This is a genomic window from Lutibacter sp., assembly GCF_021647475.1.
Classification (GTDB): domain Bacteria; phylum Bacteroidota; class Bacteroidia; order Flavobacteriales; family Flavobacteriaceae; genus Lutibacter.
Map to the genome: position 1 here is coordinate 35952 of NZ_JAKIUR010000016.1, position 18230 is coordinate 54181.

The 18230-nt window shown below is 26.9% G+C and carries 25 protein-coding genes; 9 read left to right on the forward strand and 16 right to left on the reverse strand.

What is annotated here, in order from left to right:
* Positions 1–33: 33 nt before the first annotated feature.
* From L3J60_RS05675 to L3J60_RS05695, 5 genes are read right to left on the reverse strand one after another with little or no spacing between them, the layout of a single operon-like run.
* Positions 34–1017, reverse strand: coding sequence for a MoxR family ATPase (locus tag L3J60_RS05675; RefSeq protein WP_291974522.1), 984 nt, complete (start codon positions 1015–1017; stop codon positions 34–36).
* Complete coding sequence (locus tag L3J60_RS05680) at positions 1007–2212, reverse strand: DUF4350 domain-containing protein (protein ID WP_291974523.1); 1206 nt, start codon at positions 2210–2212, stop codon at positions 1007–1009. Before L3J60_RS05680 ends, L3J60_RS05675 begins: the two co-directional genes overlap by 11 nt.
* Positions 2205–2951 carry a DUF4129 domain-containing protein gene (locus L3J60_RS05685; protein WP_291974524.1) on the reverse strand — a complete coding sequence of 249 codons (747 nt, stop codon included), beginning with the start codon at positions 2949–2951 and terminating at the stop codon, positions 2205–2207. The genes L3J60_RS05680 and L3J60_RS05685 overlap by 8 nt, the downstream gene beginning before the upstream one ends.
* Positions 2952–2961: 10 nt before the next feature.
* The gene (locus L3J60_RS05690; RefSeq protein WP_291974525.1) at positions 2962–3840 is read right to left on the reverse strand and encodes a YciC family protein; all 879 of its coding nucleotides are present in this window, start codon (positions 3838–3840) and stop codon (positions 2962–2964) included.
* The gene (locus L3J60_RS05695) at positions 3827–4795 is read right to left on the reverse strand and encodes a stage II sporulation protein M (protein ID WP_291974526.1); all 969 of its coding nucleotides are present in this window, start codon (positions 4793–4795) and stop codon (positions 3827–3829) included. The genes L3J60_RS05690 and L3J60_RS05695 overlap by 14 nt, the downstream gene beginning before the upstream one ends.
* Before the next feature lie 104 nt (positions 4796–4899).
* Between L3J60_RS05695 and L3J60_RS05700 the strand changes: the two genes are divergently transcribed.
* From L3J60_RS05700 to L3J60_RS05710, 3 genes are read left to right on the forward strand one after another with little or no spacing between them, the layout of a single operon-like run.
* On the forward strand, positions 4900–5619 hold the full coding sequence (locus L3J60_RS05700) for an RDD family protein (protein WP_291974527.1): 720 nt from the start codon (positions 4900–4902) through the stop codon (positions 5617–5619).
* Positions 5620–5651: 32 nt separating this feature from the next.
* Complete coding sequence (locus tag L3J60_RS05705; protein ID WP_291974528.1) at positions 5652–6251, forward strand: CoA pyrophosphatase; 600 nt, start codon at positions 5652–5654, stop codon at positions 6249–6251.
* Between the two features lie 46 nt (positions 6252–6297).
* On the forward strand, positions 6298–7110 hold the full coding sequence (locus tag L3J60_RS05710; protein ID WP_291974529.1) for a lysophospholipid acyltransferase family protein: 813 nt from the start codon (positions 6298–6300) through the stop codon (positions 7108–7110).
* Here the strand turns inward: L3J60_RS05710 and L3J60_RS05715 are convergent.
* Together L3J60_RS05715 and L3J60_RS05720 are read right to left on the reverse strand one after the other, a co-directional pair.
* Entirely contained in the window at positions 7107–7724 is a 618-nt protein-coding gene (locus L3J60_RS05715; RefSeq protein ID WP_291974530.1) for a carbonic anhydrase family protein, read from the reverse strand. The genes L3J60_RS05710 and L3J60_RS05715 overlap by 4 nt on opposite strands.
* A 109-nt stretch (positions 7725–7833) precedes the next feature.
* On the reverse strand, positions 7834–8304 hold the full coding sequence (locus tag L3J60_RS05720; RefSeq protein ID WP_291974531.1) for a Dps family protein: 471 nt from the start codon (positions 8302–8304) through the stop codon (positions 7834–7836).
* Positions 8305–8425: 121 nt separating this feature from the next.
* On the opposite strand from L3J60_RS05720, the gene L3J60_RS05725 reads away from it, so the two are divergent.
* Positions 8426–9373, forward strand: a complete 948-nt coding sequence (locus L3J60_RS05725) for a LysR substrate-binding domain-containing protein (protein WP_291974532.1) — start codon at positions 8426–8428, stop codon at positions 9371–9373.
* 13 nt (positions 9374–9386) lie between these two features.
* Here the strand turns inward: L3J60_RS05725 and L3J60_RS05730 are convergent, their stop codons facing one another.
* The 6 genes from L3J60_RS05730 to L3J60_RS05755 all read right to left on the reverse strand — a co-directional run bounded on the left by L3J60_RS05730 (position 9387) and on the right by L3J60_RS05755 (position 12742).
* A complete protein-coding gene (locus L3J60_RS05730) occupies positions 9387–9584 on the reverse strand; it encodes a hypothetical protein (protein WP_291974533.1) in 198 nt (65 codons plus the stop codon).
* 104 nt (positions 9585–9688) lie between these two features.
* Positions 9689–9955 carry a hypothetical protein gene (locus L3J60_RS05735; RefSeq protein ID WP_291974534.1) on the reverse strand — a complete coding sequence of 89 codons (267 nt, stop codon included), beginning with the start codon at positions 9953–9955 and terminating at the stop codon, positions 9689–9691.
* A 288-nt stretch (positions 9956–10243) separates the two neighbouring features.
* A complete protein-coding gene (locus L3J60_RS05740; protein WP_291974535.1) occupies positions 10244–10687 on the reverse strand; it encodes a DoxX family protein in 444 nt (147 codons plus the stop codon).
* A complete protein-coding gene (locus L3J60_RS05745) occupies positions 10684–11409 on the reverse strand; it encodes a putative DNA-binding domain-containing protein (protein ID WP_291974536.1) in 726 nt (241 codons plus the stop codon). The genes L3J60_RS05740 and L3J60_RS05745 overlap by 4 nt, the downstream gene beginning before the upstream one ends.
* Positions 11393–12223: a DUF692 domain-containing protein gene (locus L3J60_RS05750; RefSeq protein WP_291974537.1), complete on the reverse strand. Its 831-nt coding sequence runs from the start codon at positions 12221–12223 to the stop codon at positions 11393–11395. The genes L3J60_RS05745 and L3J60_RS05750 overlap by 17 nt, the downstream gene beginning before the upstream one ends.
* Positions 12224–12295: 72 nt before the next feature.
* Positions 12296–12742 carry a hypothetical protein gene (locus tag L3J60_RS05755; RefSeq protein WP_291974538.1) on the reverse strand — a complete coding sequence of 149 codons (447 nt, stop codon included), beginning with the start codon at positions 12740–12742 and terminating at the stop codon, positions 12296–12298.
* A gap of 572 nt (positions 12743–13314) precedes the next feature.
* On the opposite strand from L3J60_RS05755, the gene L3J60_RS05760 reads away from it, so the two are divergent.
* Positions 13315–13680, forward strand: coding sequence for a hypothetical protein (locus L3J60_RS05760; protein WP_291974539.1), 366 nt, complete (start codon positions 13315–13317; stop codon positions 13678–13680).
* Positions 13681–13709: 29 nt separating this feature from the next.
* Here L3J60_RS05760 and L3J60_RS05765 read toward each other — a convergent pair whose 3' ends face one another.
* Positions 13710–14249: a peroxiredoxin gene (locus L3J60_RS05765; protein WP_291974540.1), complete on the reverse strand. Its 540-nt coding sequence runs from the start codon at positions 14247–14249 to the stop codon at positions 13710–13712.
* A 116-nt stretch (positions 14250–14365) separates the two neighbouring features.
* On the opposite strand from L3J60_RS05765, the gene L3J60_RS05770 reads away from it, so the two are divergent.
* Genes L3J60_RS05770 through L3J60_RS05785 form a run of 4 tightly spaced genes read left to right on the forward strand, consistent with a single transcriptional unit; the run spans position 14366 to position 16781 of the window.
* Positions 14366–15373, forward strand: coding sequence for an adenosine deaminase (locus L3J60_RS05770; protein WP_291974541.1), 1008 nt, complete (start codon positions 14366–14368; stop codon positions 15371–15373).
* Positions 15373–15864 (forward strand): tRNA (N6-threonylcarbamoyladenosine(37)-N6)-methyltransferase TrmO, encoded by a 492-nt coding sequence (gene tsaA / locus L3J60_RS05775; protein ID WP_291974542.1) that lies wholly within the window; start codon positions 15373–15375, stop codon positions 15862–15864. Before L3J60_RS05770 ends, tsaA begins: the two co-directional genes overlap by 1 nt.
* A 60-nt stretch (positions 15865–15924) precedes the next feature.
* The gene (locus tag L3J60_RS05780) at positions 15925–16515 is read left to right on the forward strand and encodes a tRNA (guanine-N1)-methyltransferase (RefSeq protein ID WP_291974543.1); all 591 of its coding nucleotides are present in this window, start codon (positions 15925–15927) and stop codon (positions 16513–16515) included.
* A gap of 56 nt (positions 16516–16571) precedes the next feature.
* Positions 16572–16781 carry a DUF2892 domain-containing protein gene (locus L3J60_RS05785; protein WP_291974544.1) on the forward strand — a complete coding sequence of 70 codons (210 nt, stop codon included), beginning with the start codon at positions 16572–16574 and terminating at the stop codon, positions 16779–16781.
* Positions 16782–16976: 195 nt separating this feature from the next.
* Here L3J60_RS05785 and L3J60_RS05790 read toward each other — a convergent pair whose 3' ends face one another.
* Together L3J60_RS05790 and idi are read right to left on the reverse strand one after the other, a co-directional pair.
* A complete protein-coding gene (locus tag L3J60_RS05790) occupies positions 16977–17387 on the reverse strand; it encodes a 6-carboxytetrahydropterin synthase (RefSeq protein ID WP_291974545.1) in 411 nt (136 codons plus the stop codon).
* 3 nt (positions 17388–17390) lie between these two features.
* Positions 17391–17909 (reverse strand): isopentenyl-diphosphate Delta-isomerase, encoded by a 519-nt coding sequence (idi, locus tag L3J60_RS05795; protein ID WP_291974546.1) that lies wholly within the window; start codon positions 17907–17909, stop codon positions 17391–17393.
* Positions 17910–18230: the final 321 nt, after the last annotated feature.

Below are 18230 nucleotides of genomic sequence, written 5' to 3' on the forward strand. Positions count from 1 at the left end.
AAGTTCAGTGTAACAATTATTATTTAATTAAATTTACCTTGGTACTTCAACGGATTGAACAATCATTTCAATTACTTTTTCAGTTGTAAGCCCTTCCATTTCACGCTCTGGAGTTAAAATAAGTCGATGCCTTAATACTGGTACTATCACTTTTTTAATATCTTCAGGAATTACAAAATCTCTTCCGCTAATAGCAGCAAAAGCCTTAGCAGCATTTAAAACGGCAATACTTGCCCTTGGGGAACCTCCTAAAAATAAATGTGGATGATTTCTAGTTTTAGTAATCAACTGAGCAATATAATTCATCAATTTATCTTCTACCAAAACCTCAAAAATAAGTGCTTTATATTTTTTTAACTCAGCTTCTTTAATAGTAGTTTTAATTGTTGTTTGAGGTAAAATGCCCTTTCTTTCTTGATGTGTTTTTAAAATGAGTACTTCTTCATTTTCATTTGGATAACCCACCGCTATTTTAAACAAAAAACGATCTAGTTGTGCTTCTGGCAAAGCATAAGTACCTTCTTGTTCTATTGGATTTTGAGTTGCCAAAACCATAAATGGAGGATTCATTTTATAAGTAATTCCATCCATAGTAATTTGGCGTTCTTCCATAACTTCAAATAAGGCAGCTTGGGTTTTTGCTGGAGCACGATTAATTTCATCAATTAATATTAAGTTTGAAAAAATTGGTCCTTTTTTAAATTCAAATTCAGAAGTTTTCATATTTAAAACTGAAGTACCAAGTATATCACTCGGCATTAAATCTGGCGTAAATTGTATTCTACTATAGCCTGTTTCAATAGTTTTTGCCAATAATTTAGCGGTAATGGTTTTGGCAACTCCCGGAACGCCTTCAATAAGTACATGACCGTCAGCTAAAAGAGCGATTAACAAAAGTTCAATAAAATTTTCTTGACCTATAATTATTTTACCTAATTCTAACTTAATATTTTGAACTGCTTGTTTTAAACCTTCTAAGTCAATTCTATTATTAAAATTTACATCATTATTTTCCATAAGTGTATTTATTTTTAAATTTTTCAATATTTTTATTTAGTGCCATTAATTCTTCTTTGGTAATTGTATTTTTTAAATGAATAGTATTGCATTCTGAAATTATTTTTTTAACAAATTCAATAGAATTATCACTTCTGCTTGCTAATTTTTTATAAAATTCTTCATTAAAATTAGCTGTTGATAGGTGAAATTTAGTTCTTATATAATCTAAAAAATAATTTATTTGTTGTTCTGCAATGGATTTATGATCCTCTTTTTCAAAATACATATTAGCAATAGTTTGAGTAAAAGCTAAGGTTTGATTTTTTAAAGGAGTTATAATTGGAATGCTTCTTTGAGTTCGTTTTCCTTTAAAAACGATAAAGAACAATACCCCTAAAAGTAATGTGTAATACGCGTATTTAAGTGATTTTGAGCTTAATAAATAATGTATTGGTGAGGTAATTTTAGTTTTTCCAGTTTTATAATACGCATCCCAAATTATAGGAATATCAGCTCTAATATAAGACAATACGTTAGCAACTTGTTGGACGTTAGCTGATTTTAAAATAGTGTAATTTGTAAAAACTTCAGGAAACGTGTAAAAATAAAAATGCCCTTTACCATAATTATATCTTACAAAATTAACGCCTTCAACACTTCGCTTATTTTGATTATTTACATAACCCGTGATTCCTAAAACTGTGGTGTTTAAAGTATCAATTTTAGTAAATATTTGATTATTAAAATCTCTATCAAAAGAAAATTCTTTGTTATTAAATACTTTGTTTTTAAATTTAAAAAACACTTTTTCATCTAAATTTTTTCCAATTAATCGTTTCGTTTTAAAACCAAGTGTATCAATGTTAATACCGTGTGTAGCTATAAAAACATCATTTCCTTTTTTTACAAATTTCATTAATCTATAAAATTCATCGTTTCCAAAATTAATGGCTTCATCCACAAAAAAATAAGTACCTGTTAATGTCGTATCTTTTAAATGTATAAATGGTGGTTCAAAACTGTCTTTAATTTTGATTTTTGGAAATAATTTGGGTAATTCATTTTTTAAAACATAAGTTCCGTATGGAATTTTATGTTTTGCCACATAACTAGGAAACCAATTAACAGGCTTTTTTTTAGTACTTTCAATGTACATAAATCCCAAAATTAATAAGATAAAAGCTACCAGATATGTTTTAGATAGTTTATCCATTTTTTTGAGGATTAATTAGATTATTAGTAGCAGTAAACTCAATTTGTATTCGGCTAAATTGTACATTATTTATATGAAAATTTCCATACCAAACAAAATCATAAATGCGTGTAGTATTTTCAAAAGATTTTTTTAATGAATTATCAACTATTTCACTAATATAATCATCATTTGTTTTCTGTTGCTCCCAGTTAACTACTTCATTATCTGTAAGTAATTTTAGTGTTTTTAAATATAAAAATCGCACTGCTAAACGATAATTTTTATTTTTAATAGCCTTTTGCACTAAAGCCTCTAAATCAGCTTTTTGAAGTAATTTTTCATCCTCTGAAAAATTTATAATCGCAGGGTTTTTTGAGAATGAAACTGCAGATTTAATTTTTGTTTTCACAAAAAATTTAATTAGCAAAAACAACACAATTCCTCCAATAACATAAGGTAAAGCCATTAAAATAGTTGCTAATATTCCCTTAGCATATTTAACTCCAAAAATCCATTCAAAAAACCGTAATAACTGTCGCCATAACCAATTTAAAACTTTATCTATAAAAGTAGGCTCTTTTTTTGTAGCTTCAGTATAATCAAAATCTTTATTGGATTTGTACTTTTCTAAACTTTTAGCATCAAACTTTTTTTGACTAACTTTAGTAGTATCCATTTTAATAATTCTATCTTTTTGTTGCGAAAAAGTTGTTAACGTAAAAAGAAATAAACTATAAAAAATGAATTTACTTATCATCAAAAAAAAATTAATTATTGTTTCCCAAATTATCAATTTTCTCAAAAGTCCCCGTCAAGTTTTTTTGCTCATTTAAATCGAAATAGATAAAAACGGTAGATATAAGTGGAATTGAGTATAACATAAATTGAAACACATAAGAACCAATATTTAGGGCTAAATAGATGGGCTCTTTGAATACTTCGAAAAATTTAGTTGGATCATCTCCTCCCATAACAGTTCCCATTTTTATAAATTGATAAATAATAGTTGGAATTGAAAAAACTTGCCCAAGTATTCCTATTAATAACCAAACTACAATTAATACACCAAAAGTATTCCACCATTCACCTTTTATTAAAGTAAAGGAATGTGAAAAAGAATCGCCAACTGTTCGCTCTTCAAAAACTAATATAGAAGTTGCTAAAGATAAAATTGTACCCAGATAAATACCTGGTATATAACAAAATACCATTCCAAAAACAGTTACAACAGTAACTAAAAAACCTAACCCTAAAAATTTCCAAACATTTTGATAAACTTGCTCTTTTATCTTATAAAAATCTGGTTTTCCCTTGGTATCAATATATGATTTAATAAAGAATAATGAAGTCATAGATAGTAATGAATATAACATTACATAGACAAACATTAAGGCAAAAACCCAAGAAATTAATTTAGAAAATACACCTTCAGGATTGCTATCTAAAGATGATTTATTAAACACATCTGACATTGCCAATAAATAAAAAACTAATACGGCTAAAGTCATTAAAAGTACTGGACCTACTAATTTTAAAATAGTTAAAAAATAGCTTTTCCAATTTTGGCGAATAAAGGCAAATGTATCTGTAATAATTGCTCCTAAATCTCTTTCTTTTTTAAATTCAATAAAATTATAATCTTCCATTATTTTTTTGTTTGTTTAGTTTTATGGGATAAAAAATGTAATAATATAGTATTAATGTTAATGATGCTATTATAATTAAAATGGCTAAAAAGTCAGGCATTTCTGTATGTCGTGTAACAAAACCTTCTAAAAAACCAGCAATAATAAAAAATGGAATGGTACTTACCATAATTTTAAGTCCTGCTTTAAAACTTCTTTTAAAAGAAGCCAATCTTGTATAAGTTCCTGGAAAAAGTAAACCGTTTCCTAGTACCAAGCCTGCACAACCAGCAATAATTATAACCGAAATTTCAATAGTTCCATGAAGCCAGATAGTTCTAGAAGATTCCCAAAGCAAACCTTTATCATAAAAAAAGTATGCAAATGAGCCTAACATTATTCCGTTACGCATCATTATAAATAATGTTCCCACGGAAAACAACATTCCAAATACAAAAGCCATCATAGCTACTTTTATATTATTAAGGGTAATTACCAAAAATGCTGTTGTTTCGCCCATATTTTTATAAATAGCCATAGGATCCCCTTTTTCAATATTAGCCAAAGTTGTGTTTACATAATTATCGCCTAATATTAAACGAACAAAAGAAGCATCTTGCGATGCTGAATACGCACCAATAATTACAAAAAAGAGAAAAGTAGCAAATGCAATCAATAACTCTTTATGATAATTAACAAATTCTAAAGGGAATTCCGTTTTAAAAAAAGATAATAATCTATTTTTACTTTCTTTTTTAGTTTTATAAATTTTTAAATGCGATTTTGCTGCAATACTATTTAAATAATATTCGGTATTACTATTTGGATAAAACGTTTTAGCATAGCTTAAATCCTCAGAAACTTCAATATACAAATCAGAAAGCTTATTAGGTGATAGTGCAATTTTTTTATTTAAAACATCTTCAAACAGCAACCACTTTTTTTTATTTTTTTTTACAAATGCTGCTTCACGCATTTTTTATATTTTTGTTGTTGCTTAACATAAAAACCTTAGATAATCAATTTAGTTAACGAATGTAAAAAATCAAAAGTTATCAGCCAAAAAGATATACACTAAAAATGAATAATTTTCAAATAGAAACAGCTCAAAATATTATCATAAAGCAAAACGTTGCTCCAGTAAGTGATCGAATTTTAGCATTTATTATTGATATGCTCATTATAATAGGTTACTATATTATACTGTTTTTAATATTAAATAGCTTAGGTTATAAACCTTCAAAATCATTGATAGTAGTTTATGCACTACTAAGTTTACCTGTATTTTTATATCATTTACTATTTGAAGTTTTAATGAACGGACAAAGTCCTGGTAAATATTTTTTACATATTAGAGTTACAAAAATTGATGGATCAAAACCAACTTTTGGAAGTTATTTAATACGATGGATATTGCGTTTAATTGATATTAGCTTAGCTTCAGGTTCAGTAGCTTTACTCTCCATTTTACTAAACGGAAAAGGACAACGATTAGGTGATTTAGCAGCAAATACCACCGTAATTTCAGAAAAAAAACGAATAACTATTGAGGACACTTTAAATGTTGATTTATCAGAAGAATACAAACCAACTTTTCCACAAGTTACCTTACTCAGCGATAAAGATGTGCAAACTATTAAATTGCTGTACAACAATGCTTTAAAAAAAAGAAATTACACCGCAATAAATGCAATAAAAGAAAAAATTATTGAACTAACAGAGGTCAAAACAGATTTAAGAGCTGTTGATTTTGTAAACACAATTATTAAAGATTATAATTATTATACGCAACAAATGTAATGGATTTTAATATTTTCAAAAATAAAATTGATATGTATGCCTTAACAAAATTAGGCGGATTAGATGCCCAATTTAAACTGGCTCCAGCATCTAGAAAACCATATTTAAAAGAACTAGTTATTAGTGATGATGCAAAAAAATCTGCTGTTTTAGCCCTATTTTATCCAAATGAAAATAATGAAACTGTATTTATTTTAACTTTACGAGCTAATTACAAAGGAACTCATGCTTCCCAAATAAGTTTTCCAGGAGGTAAATTTGAAACTTCCGATAAAAATCTTAAAAATACTGCAATACGAGAAACCAATGAAGAAATTGGAATTAATCCTTCTGACATCTCTATTTTTAAACAATTAACTGATGTATATATTCCACCAAGTAATTTTTTAGTTACTCCTTTTATGGGCTTTTTATCTTTGGCTCCTACTTTCAAATTAAATCATGAAGTTGAAAAAATCATATCTGTTAAATTATCAGAATTATTATCAGAAAATTGCCTTTCAACAACCAAAGTTACCACCTCATATGCAACAAATATGAAAGTTCCTTGTTTTATTCTAAATGATACCATAGTTTGGGGAGCAACCGCAATGATGTTAAGTGAAATTAAAGAATTATTAAAAAATATTTAAAGTATTTTTTAGTAAATTTGTAGTTCATTCAAATTAAACCAACCACATGCCAATATTTAAAAGGAATCCTTTTGGACATATTTTATTTTTGAAAAAATGGCTTATTAGAATTTTTGGAGTAGTATCTCACGGTAGATATCGCAGATTTAATAAACTTCAAATCGAAGGCTCTGAAATTATAAGAAATTTACCAACTACTAATGTCCTTTTTATTTCAAATCATCAGACTTATTTTGCCGATGTTGCAGCCATGATGCACGTTTTTAATGCGGCATTAAAAGGAAGAGTTGATTCAATAAAAAATATTGGATATATCTGGAATCCAAAACTTAACATTTATTTTGTAGCTGCCAAGGAAACTATGAAATCTGGTTTATTACCAAAATTATTTGCTTATGCAGGTTCCGTTTCTATTGATAGAACCTGGAGAAGTGCAGGTGAAAATGTAAACCGACAAGTGAAAATGTCAGACATAAGTAATATAGGAAAGGCATTAAAAGATGGATGGGTAATTACCTTTCCTCAAGGAACTACAAAACCTTTTAATCCTATTAGAAGAGGTACAGCTCATATTATTAAAACCTACAAACCAATTGTTGTTCCTATTGTAATTGATGGATTTAGAAGATCTTTTGATAAAAAAGGTTTAATGATTAAAAAACGAAACGTACTACAATCTATGGTTATAAAAAAACCAATGGATATTGATTATGAAAATGAAACTATTGATGAAATTGTAAAAAAGATTGAATTTGAAATTGAACAAGATCCAAATCTATTAAAAGTTATTTCAGAAGAAGAATACAAAAAACGAGAAGAAGAATTAAACAAAAAAAGGAAATTTTGGAATTTTTCTTAGTTATTTAAAAAAGTAACTTTTCCTGTTTCTACACTGTACATTGCTCCAACAATTTCAATACTTCCTTTAACTTCTAATGCAGCTAAAATTGGACTTTCATCTCTAATTCTTTCTATAGCATGAATAACATTTAAATGACTAACTTTTTCTATTTCTGAAATTGATAATTTTTCTTTACCCTTACTAACTTCTAAAACTGAAGGCTTAATTTTACTAAGTAAGGTAGTTATATTACCCATTTCATAATGATTACAAGCAGCAGTAACAGCTCCACAATTAGTATGCCCCATAACTACTAATATTTTCGATCCAATTTCTTTGCAAGCGTATTCCATTGAGCCCAATACATCTTCATTAATTATATTACCCGCAACCCTTACACTAAATATATCGCCAATACCTTGGTCAAAAACTAATTCTGCCGGAACTCTAGAATCCATGCAACTCAATATAACTGCAAAAGGAAATTGACCATCGCTTGTTGCCAGTACCTGCTCTTTATGGTTACGGTCAGCCTTTAAATTTTTAATAAATCGAAGATTGCCTTCAACTAAAATTTTATGTGCATCTTTTGGAGTAATTGTTGCCTGTAATTCTTTTGTTAGCGTTCTCATTTAATAACTTTAAGCATTATTAAATGCAAATTAAGTGTATTTTCATTTAGAATTATAATAAATAATAAAAAAGAAAATACACTTAACACTTAAAAAATTACAATGTAATTTAATTTAACCAAGCATTTAACATCCAAACTGTTTTTTCTTGTTCTGAAATAAAATCACTCATCATTGCATTAGTTCCTTCATCATTTGCTTTATCTGATTGTTCTAAAATTGCACGTTCTAATTGAAGTAAGATTGACAAAGAATCTACAATTAATTTCACGGAAGTTTCATCTTCTACAATATTTTTACCCACTTTAACCTTAGATAAATTTATGTAATCTTTAAAAGTATGTAACGGAGTTCCTCCTAATGTTAAAATTCTTTCCGCAATTAAATCTACTTTTTCCTGAGAATCCGTATAAAACTCTTCAAATTTCATATGTAATTCAAAAAATGATTTTCCTTTAATATTCCAATGTAAACCTCTTAAATTTTGGTAATACACTTGAAAATTTGCTAATAATCCATTTAAAGTAACTATTAATTCTTCTGTTTCTTTAATGTTTAATCCTATTGATGTTGTTTTCATATTTCTAAATTTTAATTAATTATTCCTTTTTATTACTTCAACAAAATTCCTTAAAAAAATACTCAATAAATCATAATTATTATTGATAGTTTTTATATCTTTATCTAAAATATTTATAGTTATGACTATTACACAATTAAAATATGTTTTGGCAGTAGCCGAACATAGAAATTTTACTGTTGCAAGTGAACATTGTTTTGTTACACAACCCACTTTAAGTATGCAAATTCAAAAATTAGAGGATGAATTAGATACTAAAATTTTTAACAGAAGTAAAAAACCAATTCAATTAACTGAAATTGGTAAAAAAATTATTGAGCAGGCTAAAATTATTGTTGATGAAAGTAATAGAATTACGGACATTGTGGAACAACAAAAAGGATATATTGGTGGTGATTTTAAATTGGGTATAATACCTACCATTATGCCAACGCTATTGCCTTTATTTTTAAAAACATTTATTAAAAAATATCCAAAAGTAAATTTAAAAATCGAAGAATTAACAACTGAAGAAATTATAAAAAAATTAGAAGATGGACATATTGATGTTGGAATTGCAGCAACACCGTTAGAAAATGATAATATTAAAGAAAAAGTGATTTATTACGAACCTTTTGTTGGGTTTGTACCTGAAGAACATCGATTATTTAAACAAACCTATTTAAATGTTGATGATTTAGATATTGATGATATTTTACTTTTAGAAGATGGACATTGTTTTAAAGAAAATATTTTAAATTTATGTAATGCTAATAAAGTAAATTCTCCAAATTTTCAATTGCAGAGTGGGAGCTTTAATACACTCATAAAACTTTCTAAAGAAGGTTTAGGAATGACTTTATTACCCTATTTACAAACGCTAGACTTAAATGAAACGGACAAAAAAAATCTTCGTAATTTTAATCATCCTGTTCCTGCGAGAGAAGTAAGTATAATATATCATAAATCACAATTAAAATTACATTTAATTGACACCTTAAAAAATGTAGTTGATGGTATTGTTAGAGGCGTAATAGCTTTTAATGATGTAAAAATAATAAGTCCATTACATAAAAAAAAGGAGCAATAAGCTCCTTTTTTTTTTAATTTTTAATTATTGCTAAACATGGCTGAAGACTAGGTTTGTTATGCGTAAAATCTTTCAACCATAAATACAACTCTTTTAGTTCGTACGGTAGCAATCGGTTAATTGCTTTTTCTAATTCTTTTTTAAATAAATCTTTATTAAAGCTAACTTTTTGGAGTACCACTTTAGTGTACTCAAACATTGCTCTTGCCATAAATTATAGGTTTAAGTTGGTAAATTAAGAACGTATTATTACTATTATTTATTGTATAAATTTAATAAAAAACAGCGTAAAAAACAAATCTTTAGCTAAGATTTTTAAAGCTTATTTACTTTAGCTATCAAATCATTAGCTTTCTTGTCTAACTCTGCTTCTATTTTTTTAAAATGATCTTTTTTCTTATCAACACTTTTTAAATTAATTTTATCAATTAGCGTATCAAAAGTAGTAATTGCTTCTTCAATAATTGCTTCACTTTTTTTGGTGTCAGCCTTTGGATTTAATAGTTCCCAAGTATAACACTCTTCAATAATATCACCTAATACGTAATTAATATCCTTTTTTAAAATTCTAATGCTTGCCATAATATCTATTTTTAGATTATTACAAATTTACAAGTTTTAAACGCAATAACATAAAAATAATTTCATTTATGTATATCCGTTTTGTGTTATATTTCATATTTATCCGTCAACCTGAACCTGCCAGCAGCAGGCGGGCTTGTTTCAGCATCTCATAGTTTTTACTAATCACCAATTTATATTGATGAGACCCTGAAACAAGTTCAGGGTGACGAACATTTTATGATTAATTACGGACAATCAATTTTCATTTTAAACATTTTGAAAATAGCAGTAAAAAAAGTAAATAAATTATCTCACTTTTTTGCTTAATAAATAATCTAAGCTATATTTTCCTGGTCCATAAATAAACAAAGCGAATAACATAAAAATATAGTATAAAGGAATTTCAAATCCGTTATTCCCCGATTCAAAACCATTTGCTAAATGAACTGTTTTAATAGCCACTAACATTACTACAATTAATGGAACAGAAATAATACGTGTTGAAAATCCTAAAATTAAAAATAGAACCCCTAAACTTTCTGTTGCCGTAGCCATATAGGCATTTAATGCTGGCATTGGCATGCCCATATCTGTAAACCAAGATATTATACCATCTATATTTTTCAATTTCATCATAGCTGGCCCGTAAAAACCATAAGCTAAAACTAAACGAAATAATAATAGTGGTAAACTTTCAAGCTTACTTAATTTTTTTCCTAAATTTTGATTGAATGTAATTAATTTTTTCATTTTTTGAATAATAATTGGTTGTTAATAGCTATTTGTTCAAACTGATAAAATACATTTTTTGCTGTAGTTTCATCAACATATTTTTGTAAAATATTTAAAATAGATTTTTGATTTAACGACTTTTCTGATAAATTTTCTAAAACATCTACAAACGGAATAGATAAATTAGTAAATTCTACCACTCCAGTTTCTCTATTTCTATGTAAAGAGATAAAATAATTCCCTTTATCCTTTTCTGTAATTTTTTTCGCTTTTTTTAAATGAATAGGATACTCTACGCTCATTAATCTTATTTCTGGATTAATATAATAGAGATTAGTTTCAGAAAGAAATTCAATAGCTTCATCTGGCATCATAAAAACTTCTATTTCTAACCATTCAAATTGAAGTAAATCTGCTAAAAAAACATATTTGCTTTGTAATTTTAACTCTTTATCAATTATATAATCTTTAAATTCCTTTGGCATATACCAAATTTGCGGGCTTTGAATTTTCTGCGAGCTAAAAAATCGATGTACTAATTTTTTCCACTTCTTTTTTCCTAATAATTTTTTTGTAATAGGATATGCCGCTGAAATACTATCATAAACATTATTAAAAACTAGTCTTCTATATTGTTTTATGTTTTTTTCAATTACCCCAGGTATTTCATTATAAATTCCTGTTTTACAGTAATTTGCAAAATCAGTCTGATATTGAAAAGTTTTAAGAGATAATGGCATGCTTATGTTGTTTAAGTGCATTTGTTTTTATTATTTGAAGTCTATCCATTTCGTGTTGTAAAACTTCTAATTCAGGAATATTGAAATCTCGTTCTAATAAAATAGGAACATCTCTTTGCATTAATTCCATAGTAAACTGAAATAAATCATAAACAGGATCAATAATATTTTCGCCATGTGTATCAATAATTAAATCTGATGCAACTTTAGTGTGGCCGGCCATATGAATATATTTTACCTTAGATAAATCTAATTTTGGAATAAATTCCTTTGGATTATATTGATGATTAAATCCGTTTACATAAACGTTGTTTACATCTAATAACAAATTACAATCGGCTTCAGAAACAATACTATTTATAAAATCAATTTCGCTTATTTCAGGTGCAATTGGCGTATAATAGCTTACAATTTCGATAGCAATTTTTCGCTCTAAAATATCTTGAACTTGACGAATATTTTTTGAAACATTTTTAACAGCATCTTCCGTAAACGGTATAGGCAACAAATCAAAAAGATGTGCATTTTCACATTTTGAGAAGCTTAAATGTTCAGAATATTCAACTGCTTTAGTTTCATCTAAAAACTGCTTTACTTGTTTTACAAAAGCAACATCAATTCCTTCAGGACTTCCAACAGAAAGTGACAAACCATGAACAAATAATGGATATTTTTCTAAAATTTTATCAAACATTTTTTTGTAATAACCGCCAACATTTATCCAATTTTCAGGAGCTACTTCTATAAAAGCCGGATTTAATGTATTTTCAGAAAACTCTTCTGCAAAATCTTTTCGATAACCAATACCTACCATTTTGTTTTTCTTTAATTAATATGGTTGATTAAAATTGATTTTTAATCAACCATATCTATTATAAATTAGTGATTATTTACCACCACATTTACCTTCACCACATTTGGCATCTTTAGATTTTGATTCAGCTTTTTTAGTTGCCTTTTTACCACCACATTTTCCTTCTCCACATTTGGCATCTTTAGACTTTGCCTCGGATTTTTTTATGGTGTCCGCTTTTTTATCTCCACATTTTCCTTCTCCACATTTGGCGTCTTTAGATTTTGCTTCGGATTTTTTATCAGTTTTTTTGTCTCCACATTTTCCTTCTCCGCATTTACCTTCAATAGATTTTAACCCATCCGTAACTGAAGTTAAAACATTAACTGTTCCGTTAGCTAATAATTGTGTACGCACGGTTGCACCAGTTCCTAAATAATCAAATGTTAAGTTGTTTGCTGCTTCAACATTAGAAGTTGAAAGTAAAACACCAGCAACTAATGAGCCAGTTAATAATGAGGTTTTTTTGAAATTTTTCATAAATTAGTAATTAAATTAAATATTATTTTGAAGTATAGACGAACCTAAATTTAGTTCTTTACAAAAAAAAGAAGAAAATTTATATTGTGCTATAATTTCGATTTTTTAAATATATACTATTATTGTTTAATGTTTATAATTAAAGCATATTTTATAGATTAATTAACTTTTGTTTGTTAAATACTTAAACAATACACCATAATTGTTAAATAAATTTATTTATAATTTGATTTTAAATATATAATTCTACATTTGAATTAATTATGAAAATGTTACCATATATATATAAAACAATTTTGGAGACTATTAGTATTTGTGTGTCTTCCATAATTTCTCTTTATACAATGCGAAATTCGCATGCTATGAAGCGTCAATCAATATATAAACTAAAAGTACTTTTTATAAAATAGATTAAATATTAATAAAACGATAACATCATTTAAAAGTGCTTTTTGTAAAAGGTGCTTTTTTTTTGTGATAAACTTTAAAATAAATGTCAAAAAATTCCATCTATAATTATAACATAAAAACAAACTAGAATTTCTCACTGAAAAAAATTCTTAAAAAATATTATGAAAACATTACAAAATTTATTTTCAAACCCTCAAAAAAAATTTAAAGTCACAAAAAATGATATAAACAATAACAAAGCCTTATTGCCAAATATATTATATCAACAAATGGAAAAATTTGTTTTTATTTTAATATCTGATCAAAATAATCTAATTTTAGAAAATCCGAAGTTAACAAAGTTGAAATTGTTAAAAAATGCTTATTTAAACGATAATTTATGTTTTAAAGCAGAGATAATAGCCATTAATAATGAAAAGCTAAATTTATTAGTTTTAGTTAACAAAGAGAATAAAAAAATGCAATCCTTAATTTGCAAAGCTGTTTTTAAGCTCGAATTTAAGGAAACAATATCAAAAGCCTCTTAACAAGTTTTGAGTATTTAAGACTGCCATTATTAGTTAATGTCGGCCTTATTTTTATTTAAAAATTCTAAAGTCTTTTCAATATGCTTTTCCGCACCAAACTGACTGTTAAACATGTATGTTACTATTCCGTTTTTATTTACTACATAAGTAACTCTACCCGGTAAAAAAAGCAAACTTTTTGGTACACCAAACTTTTTACGAATCTCATTATTAGTATCTGCCAATAAAGTAAAAGGTAAATGATATTTCTCTTTAAATTTTTTATGCGAAGCTGAAGAATCACCACTTATTCCAAAAACTTGAACGCCTAAATCTGTAAAACGCTGAAATTCATCTCTAAATTTACAAGCTTCTTTAATACAACCCGGAGTTTCATCTTTTGGATAAAAATAGATTATCAATGGTTTTTTAATCGCATTAATATTTACTTCAACGCCATTTTCATCTTTTAAATTAATTGTGGGAATAGCATCACCAACTTCAATCTTTTTCATATTCTTATCTTCTTTTTTTAAAATGAGAACTCCTAAAACAATTGTTACAATAATTAAAATTTTCATTTTTTTCATAATTTATTTTCAAACAAATATCTAATAAAAATATTTAATCAGTAATTTTGTACATTAATTGATTTTAAAGTAAAAAACTTTAAAGCTAATTACTTCCATTAAAAAAATAGAATTAAATGAAAGCATTTATTGAAAATTTACCAAAAGCAGAATTACATTTACATATTGAAGGTTCTTTTGAGCCAGCTTTAATGTTTAAAATAGCTAACAGAAATAAAATTGATATTCCATATAAATCAGTAGAAGAAATTGAAAAAGCATACAAATTTAATTGCCTTCAAGATTTTTTAGATATTTATTATCAAGGTGCAAGCGTTTTAATAACAGCACAAGATTTTTACGATTTAACATATAGTTATTTACAAAAATGTGCAACTCAAAATGTAAGACATACCGAAATTATGTTCGATCCACAAACCCATACCGAACGTGGAATTGAGTTTAAAACCGTAATTAATGGAATATCAAAAGCTTGTGAAGATGCTAAAGAAAACTTAGGTGTTACTTCTTTATTAATAATGAGTTATTTACGCCATTTAAGTGAGGAAGAAGCTTTTAAAACATTAGCACAATCTATTCCTTTTAAAGATAAAATTACCGCTGTTGGATTAGATTCTTCCGAAAAAGGAAATCCTCCATCAAAATTTAAAAATGTTTATGAAGCTTCCATTAAAGAAGGTTATATTCCGGTGGCTCACGCAGGTGAAGAAGGAAATGCCGATTATGTTTGGGAAGCACTTAATTTATTAAAAATTAAACGTATTGACCACGGAAATAATGCGCTACAAGATGAAAAGTTAATTGAAGAAATTAAAAAACGTGATTTAGCATTAACCGTTTGTCCGCTTTCAAATACGGCATTACAGGTGGTAACCGATTTAAAAGATCATCCTTTAAAAAAAATGATGAATTTAGGTTTAAAAGTAACCATTAACTCCGATGATCCTGCGTATTTTGGCGGACAAGTAAATCAAAATTTTATTGAAATTCAAAAGGCTTTAAATTTAACAAAAGCTGACATCTATGAATTGGTAAAAAATTCGTTTCAATATTCCTTTTTAGATGATAAAACAAAACAAATTTATTTAACGGAATTAGAAAATTATTACAAATTAAATAATTAATGAAAACAAAAACTATTGAATTAGAAGCCATTGGAGTTATAAAAACACCTTGGGAAACTCCTGAAAACATGCCAATTCAACCTATTGGAGCAAAAGGGATAAAAGGTATAGTTGAGGTTTATCCAAAATTTAGCAAAGGTTTAAATGGCGTTGATGGATTTTCTCATATTATGCTAATTTATCAACTGCATTTGGTAAAAAATCCACAGCTTGAAGTTATCCCATTTATGGATAACACTCCTAAAGGTATTTTTGCAACGCGATCGCCAAAACGACCAAACAAAATAGGAGTTTCCGTAGTAGAGATTGAAAAATTAGAAGGAAATAAAATTCATATATTAGATGTTGATATGATGAATAATTCTCCTTTATTAGATATAAAACCCTATTTTGAAGATTTTGATAATAGAACAGGCACAAAAAAAGGATGGTTAGCTAATATAAAGGATTTAAATAAATATTATTTTAAATCGGATAATAGATTTCAATAATCTTAAAAAAAAACAATAAGTAACTGCATAAATCGTTACTAAAACAAACTAATTTTACTTATGAAAAAACAGTTAACTTTATTAATTACTGTAATGCTAATTTCTTGGAATGGATTTAGCCAAATCAATAAAAAATTTATTGATACTGGTTCAGTTAAAAATCAATTTAACTACTTAATAAACAAATCTAACAGATATCAAAACTATAAAGTAGTACAATATAATTGGTTACAAAAATTAAAACGAAATGTGGCAGATACACTTTCAAAATCACAAAAAGAAATAGTTAATAATTACAAAACTATTACTTCTCAAAAAACTAAAATTGATAGTTTACAAGTAAGTATAAAAAATTCTAATAAAAATATTGAAACCTTAACTGTTGAAAAACAAAGCATTTCCTTTTTAGGAATGTTAATTAAAAAAGCCACCTTTAAATCTATTTTATTTTTTACAATTGGTGTATTAGCATTATTATTAGTCCTTTTTATATCTAAATTTAAACAAAGTAACACCATAACTCAACATATAAAAGAAGCTTTAAAAGAGTTAGAAGATGAATATAATGAACACAGAACAAAAGCTTTAGAACGTGAACAAAAAGTAATGCGAAAGTTACAAGATGAATTAAATAAGCAAAAAAAAGAATAGTTATTTTTAAAAAAAATGATACTTTTAACTCATTATTAATCTTAAAAAATGAAAAAATGAAAAAAAATATGGGTTCTGCTGATAAAATTATCAGAATATTAATTGCCATTGTTATTGCCGTTTTATATTGGAAAGATATCATATCAGGCACACTTGCTATTGTATTATTGATTGTAGGAGCTATTTTCTTACTAACAAGCCTAATTAGTTCTTGTCCTCTTTATTCTATATTTAAGATAAATACTTGCAAGGTAAAAGAAGAATAAAAAGTTTTTAAGAAACGAATTAAAGACTGCCTAAAAAGTTTTAAAAATTGTCATTCTGAATTTAATTTAGAATCTTATCTTAGTAGCTACTAGTTATTATAAGAACCTGAACCAAGCCCGCCTACTGCTGGCAAGTTCAGGTTGACGAAGATTTTACTTTTTAGACAGCCTTTTTAATTTAATTAACTTCTAATTTTATTCTCCACAATATGAAACAAAATTTCTTGGAGTTTCATATAGCGTAATAGAAAGTTCTAATTTTTTATCAATTTTTTTACGCAATTTATTCCAAATAACCACTACAATATTTTCGGCAGTTGGATTTAATGTTTTAAATTCCTCTAACTCTTCATTCAAATTTTTATGATCAAATTTTTCTTCTATTTCGGTTTCAATCAAATTTTTTAAAATTTTCATATCCATAACAAATCCTGTTTCAGGATGAATTTCACCTTTTACCGAAACAATTAACTCATAATTATGTCCGTGATAATTCGGATTTGCACATTTTCCGAAAACGGTTGTATTTCTAGCATCTGTCCAATCAGCATTATACAATCTATGTGCAGCGTTAAAATGTGCTTTTCTGTTAACGGTAACTTTCATAACTTAGGTATTTAAAAAACTATAATATTTAGCAAAAATAATTTTAAACCATTCGGTATATAACCCTGGTTGTTGAGCTATATCTTTTTTAACATCTTCCAGTAACATCCATTTAAAATCTTCCACTTCTTCCCTATTTATAATCGGGTTTTTATTGTAAAACCCAACCATAATATGATCTAATTCATGTTCAGTTAAGCCATTATCAAAAGGTGCTTTATAGATAAATGAAGTTTTTTCAGTCAATTTACATTCAAAACCCATTTCTTCTTGTAAGCGTCTTTTACCGGCTTCAATATTGGTTTCCCCATTTCGTTGATGGCTACAGCACGTATTAGTCCACAATAAAGGCGAATGATATTTATCCGAAGCTCGTTGCTGTAATAACAATTCATTTCTATCATTAAAAATAAAAACTGAAAATGCCCTGTGCAATATAGCTTTTTCGTGAGCTTCCATTTTTGGCATTAATCCAATTTGTTCATCTTTTTCATTTACCAAAATTACTTGTTCTTCTTTCATTATTTTTTGAATTGATACAAATTTACAAAAATGAAATTGTAATTTTTACTTTTAACCTGAGTTCGATAATATAATTACAGAACTGAAAATAATTAGCCTTACTCATTGCTAAGTTTTGAGAAAAACTGTGGCAATTTGTTTGTTATAATAAGACTGCCACGTCGTTAAAAACTCCTCGCAGTGACGGGTTATTTCGTCATTGCGTATTCTATGACTCCACCAAATATATTTCAAATATTTTCAGGCAGCATATTTTAGTATATCTACATAAGGTGTTTGTCGTTTTATAGTTGCAAAAATTCTAGCTAATAATTTACATCT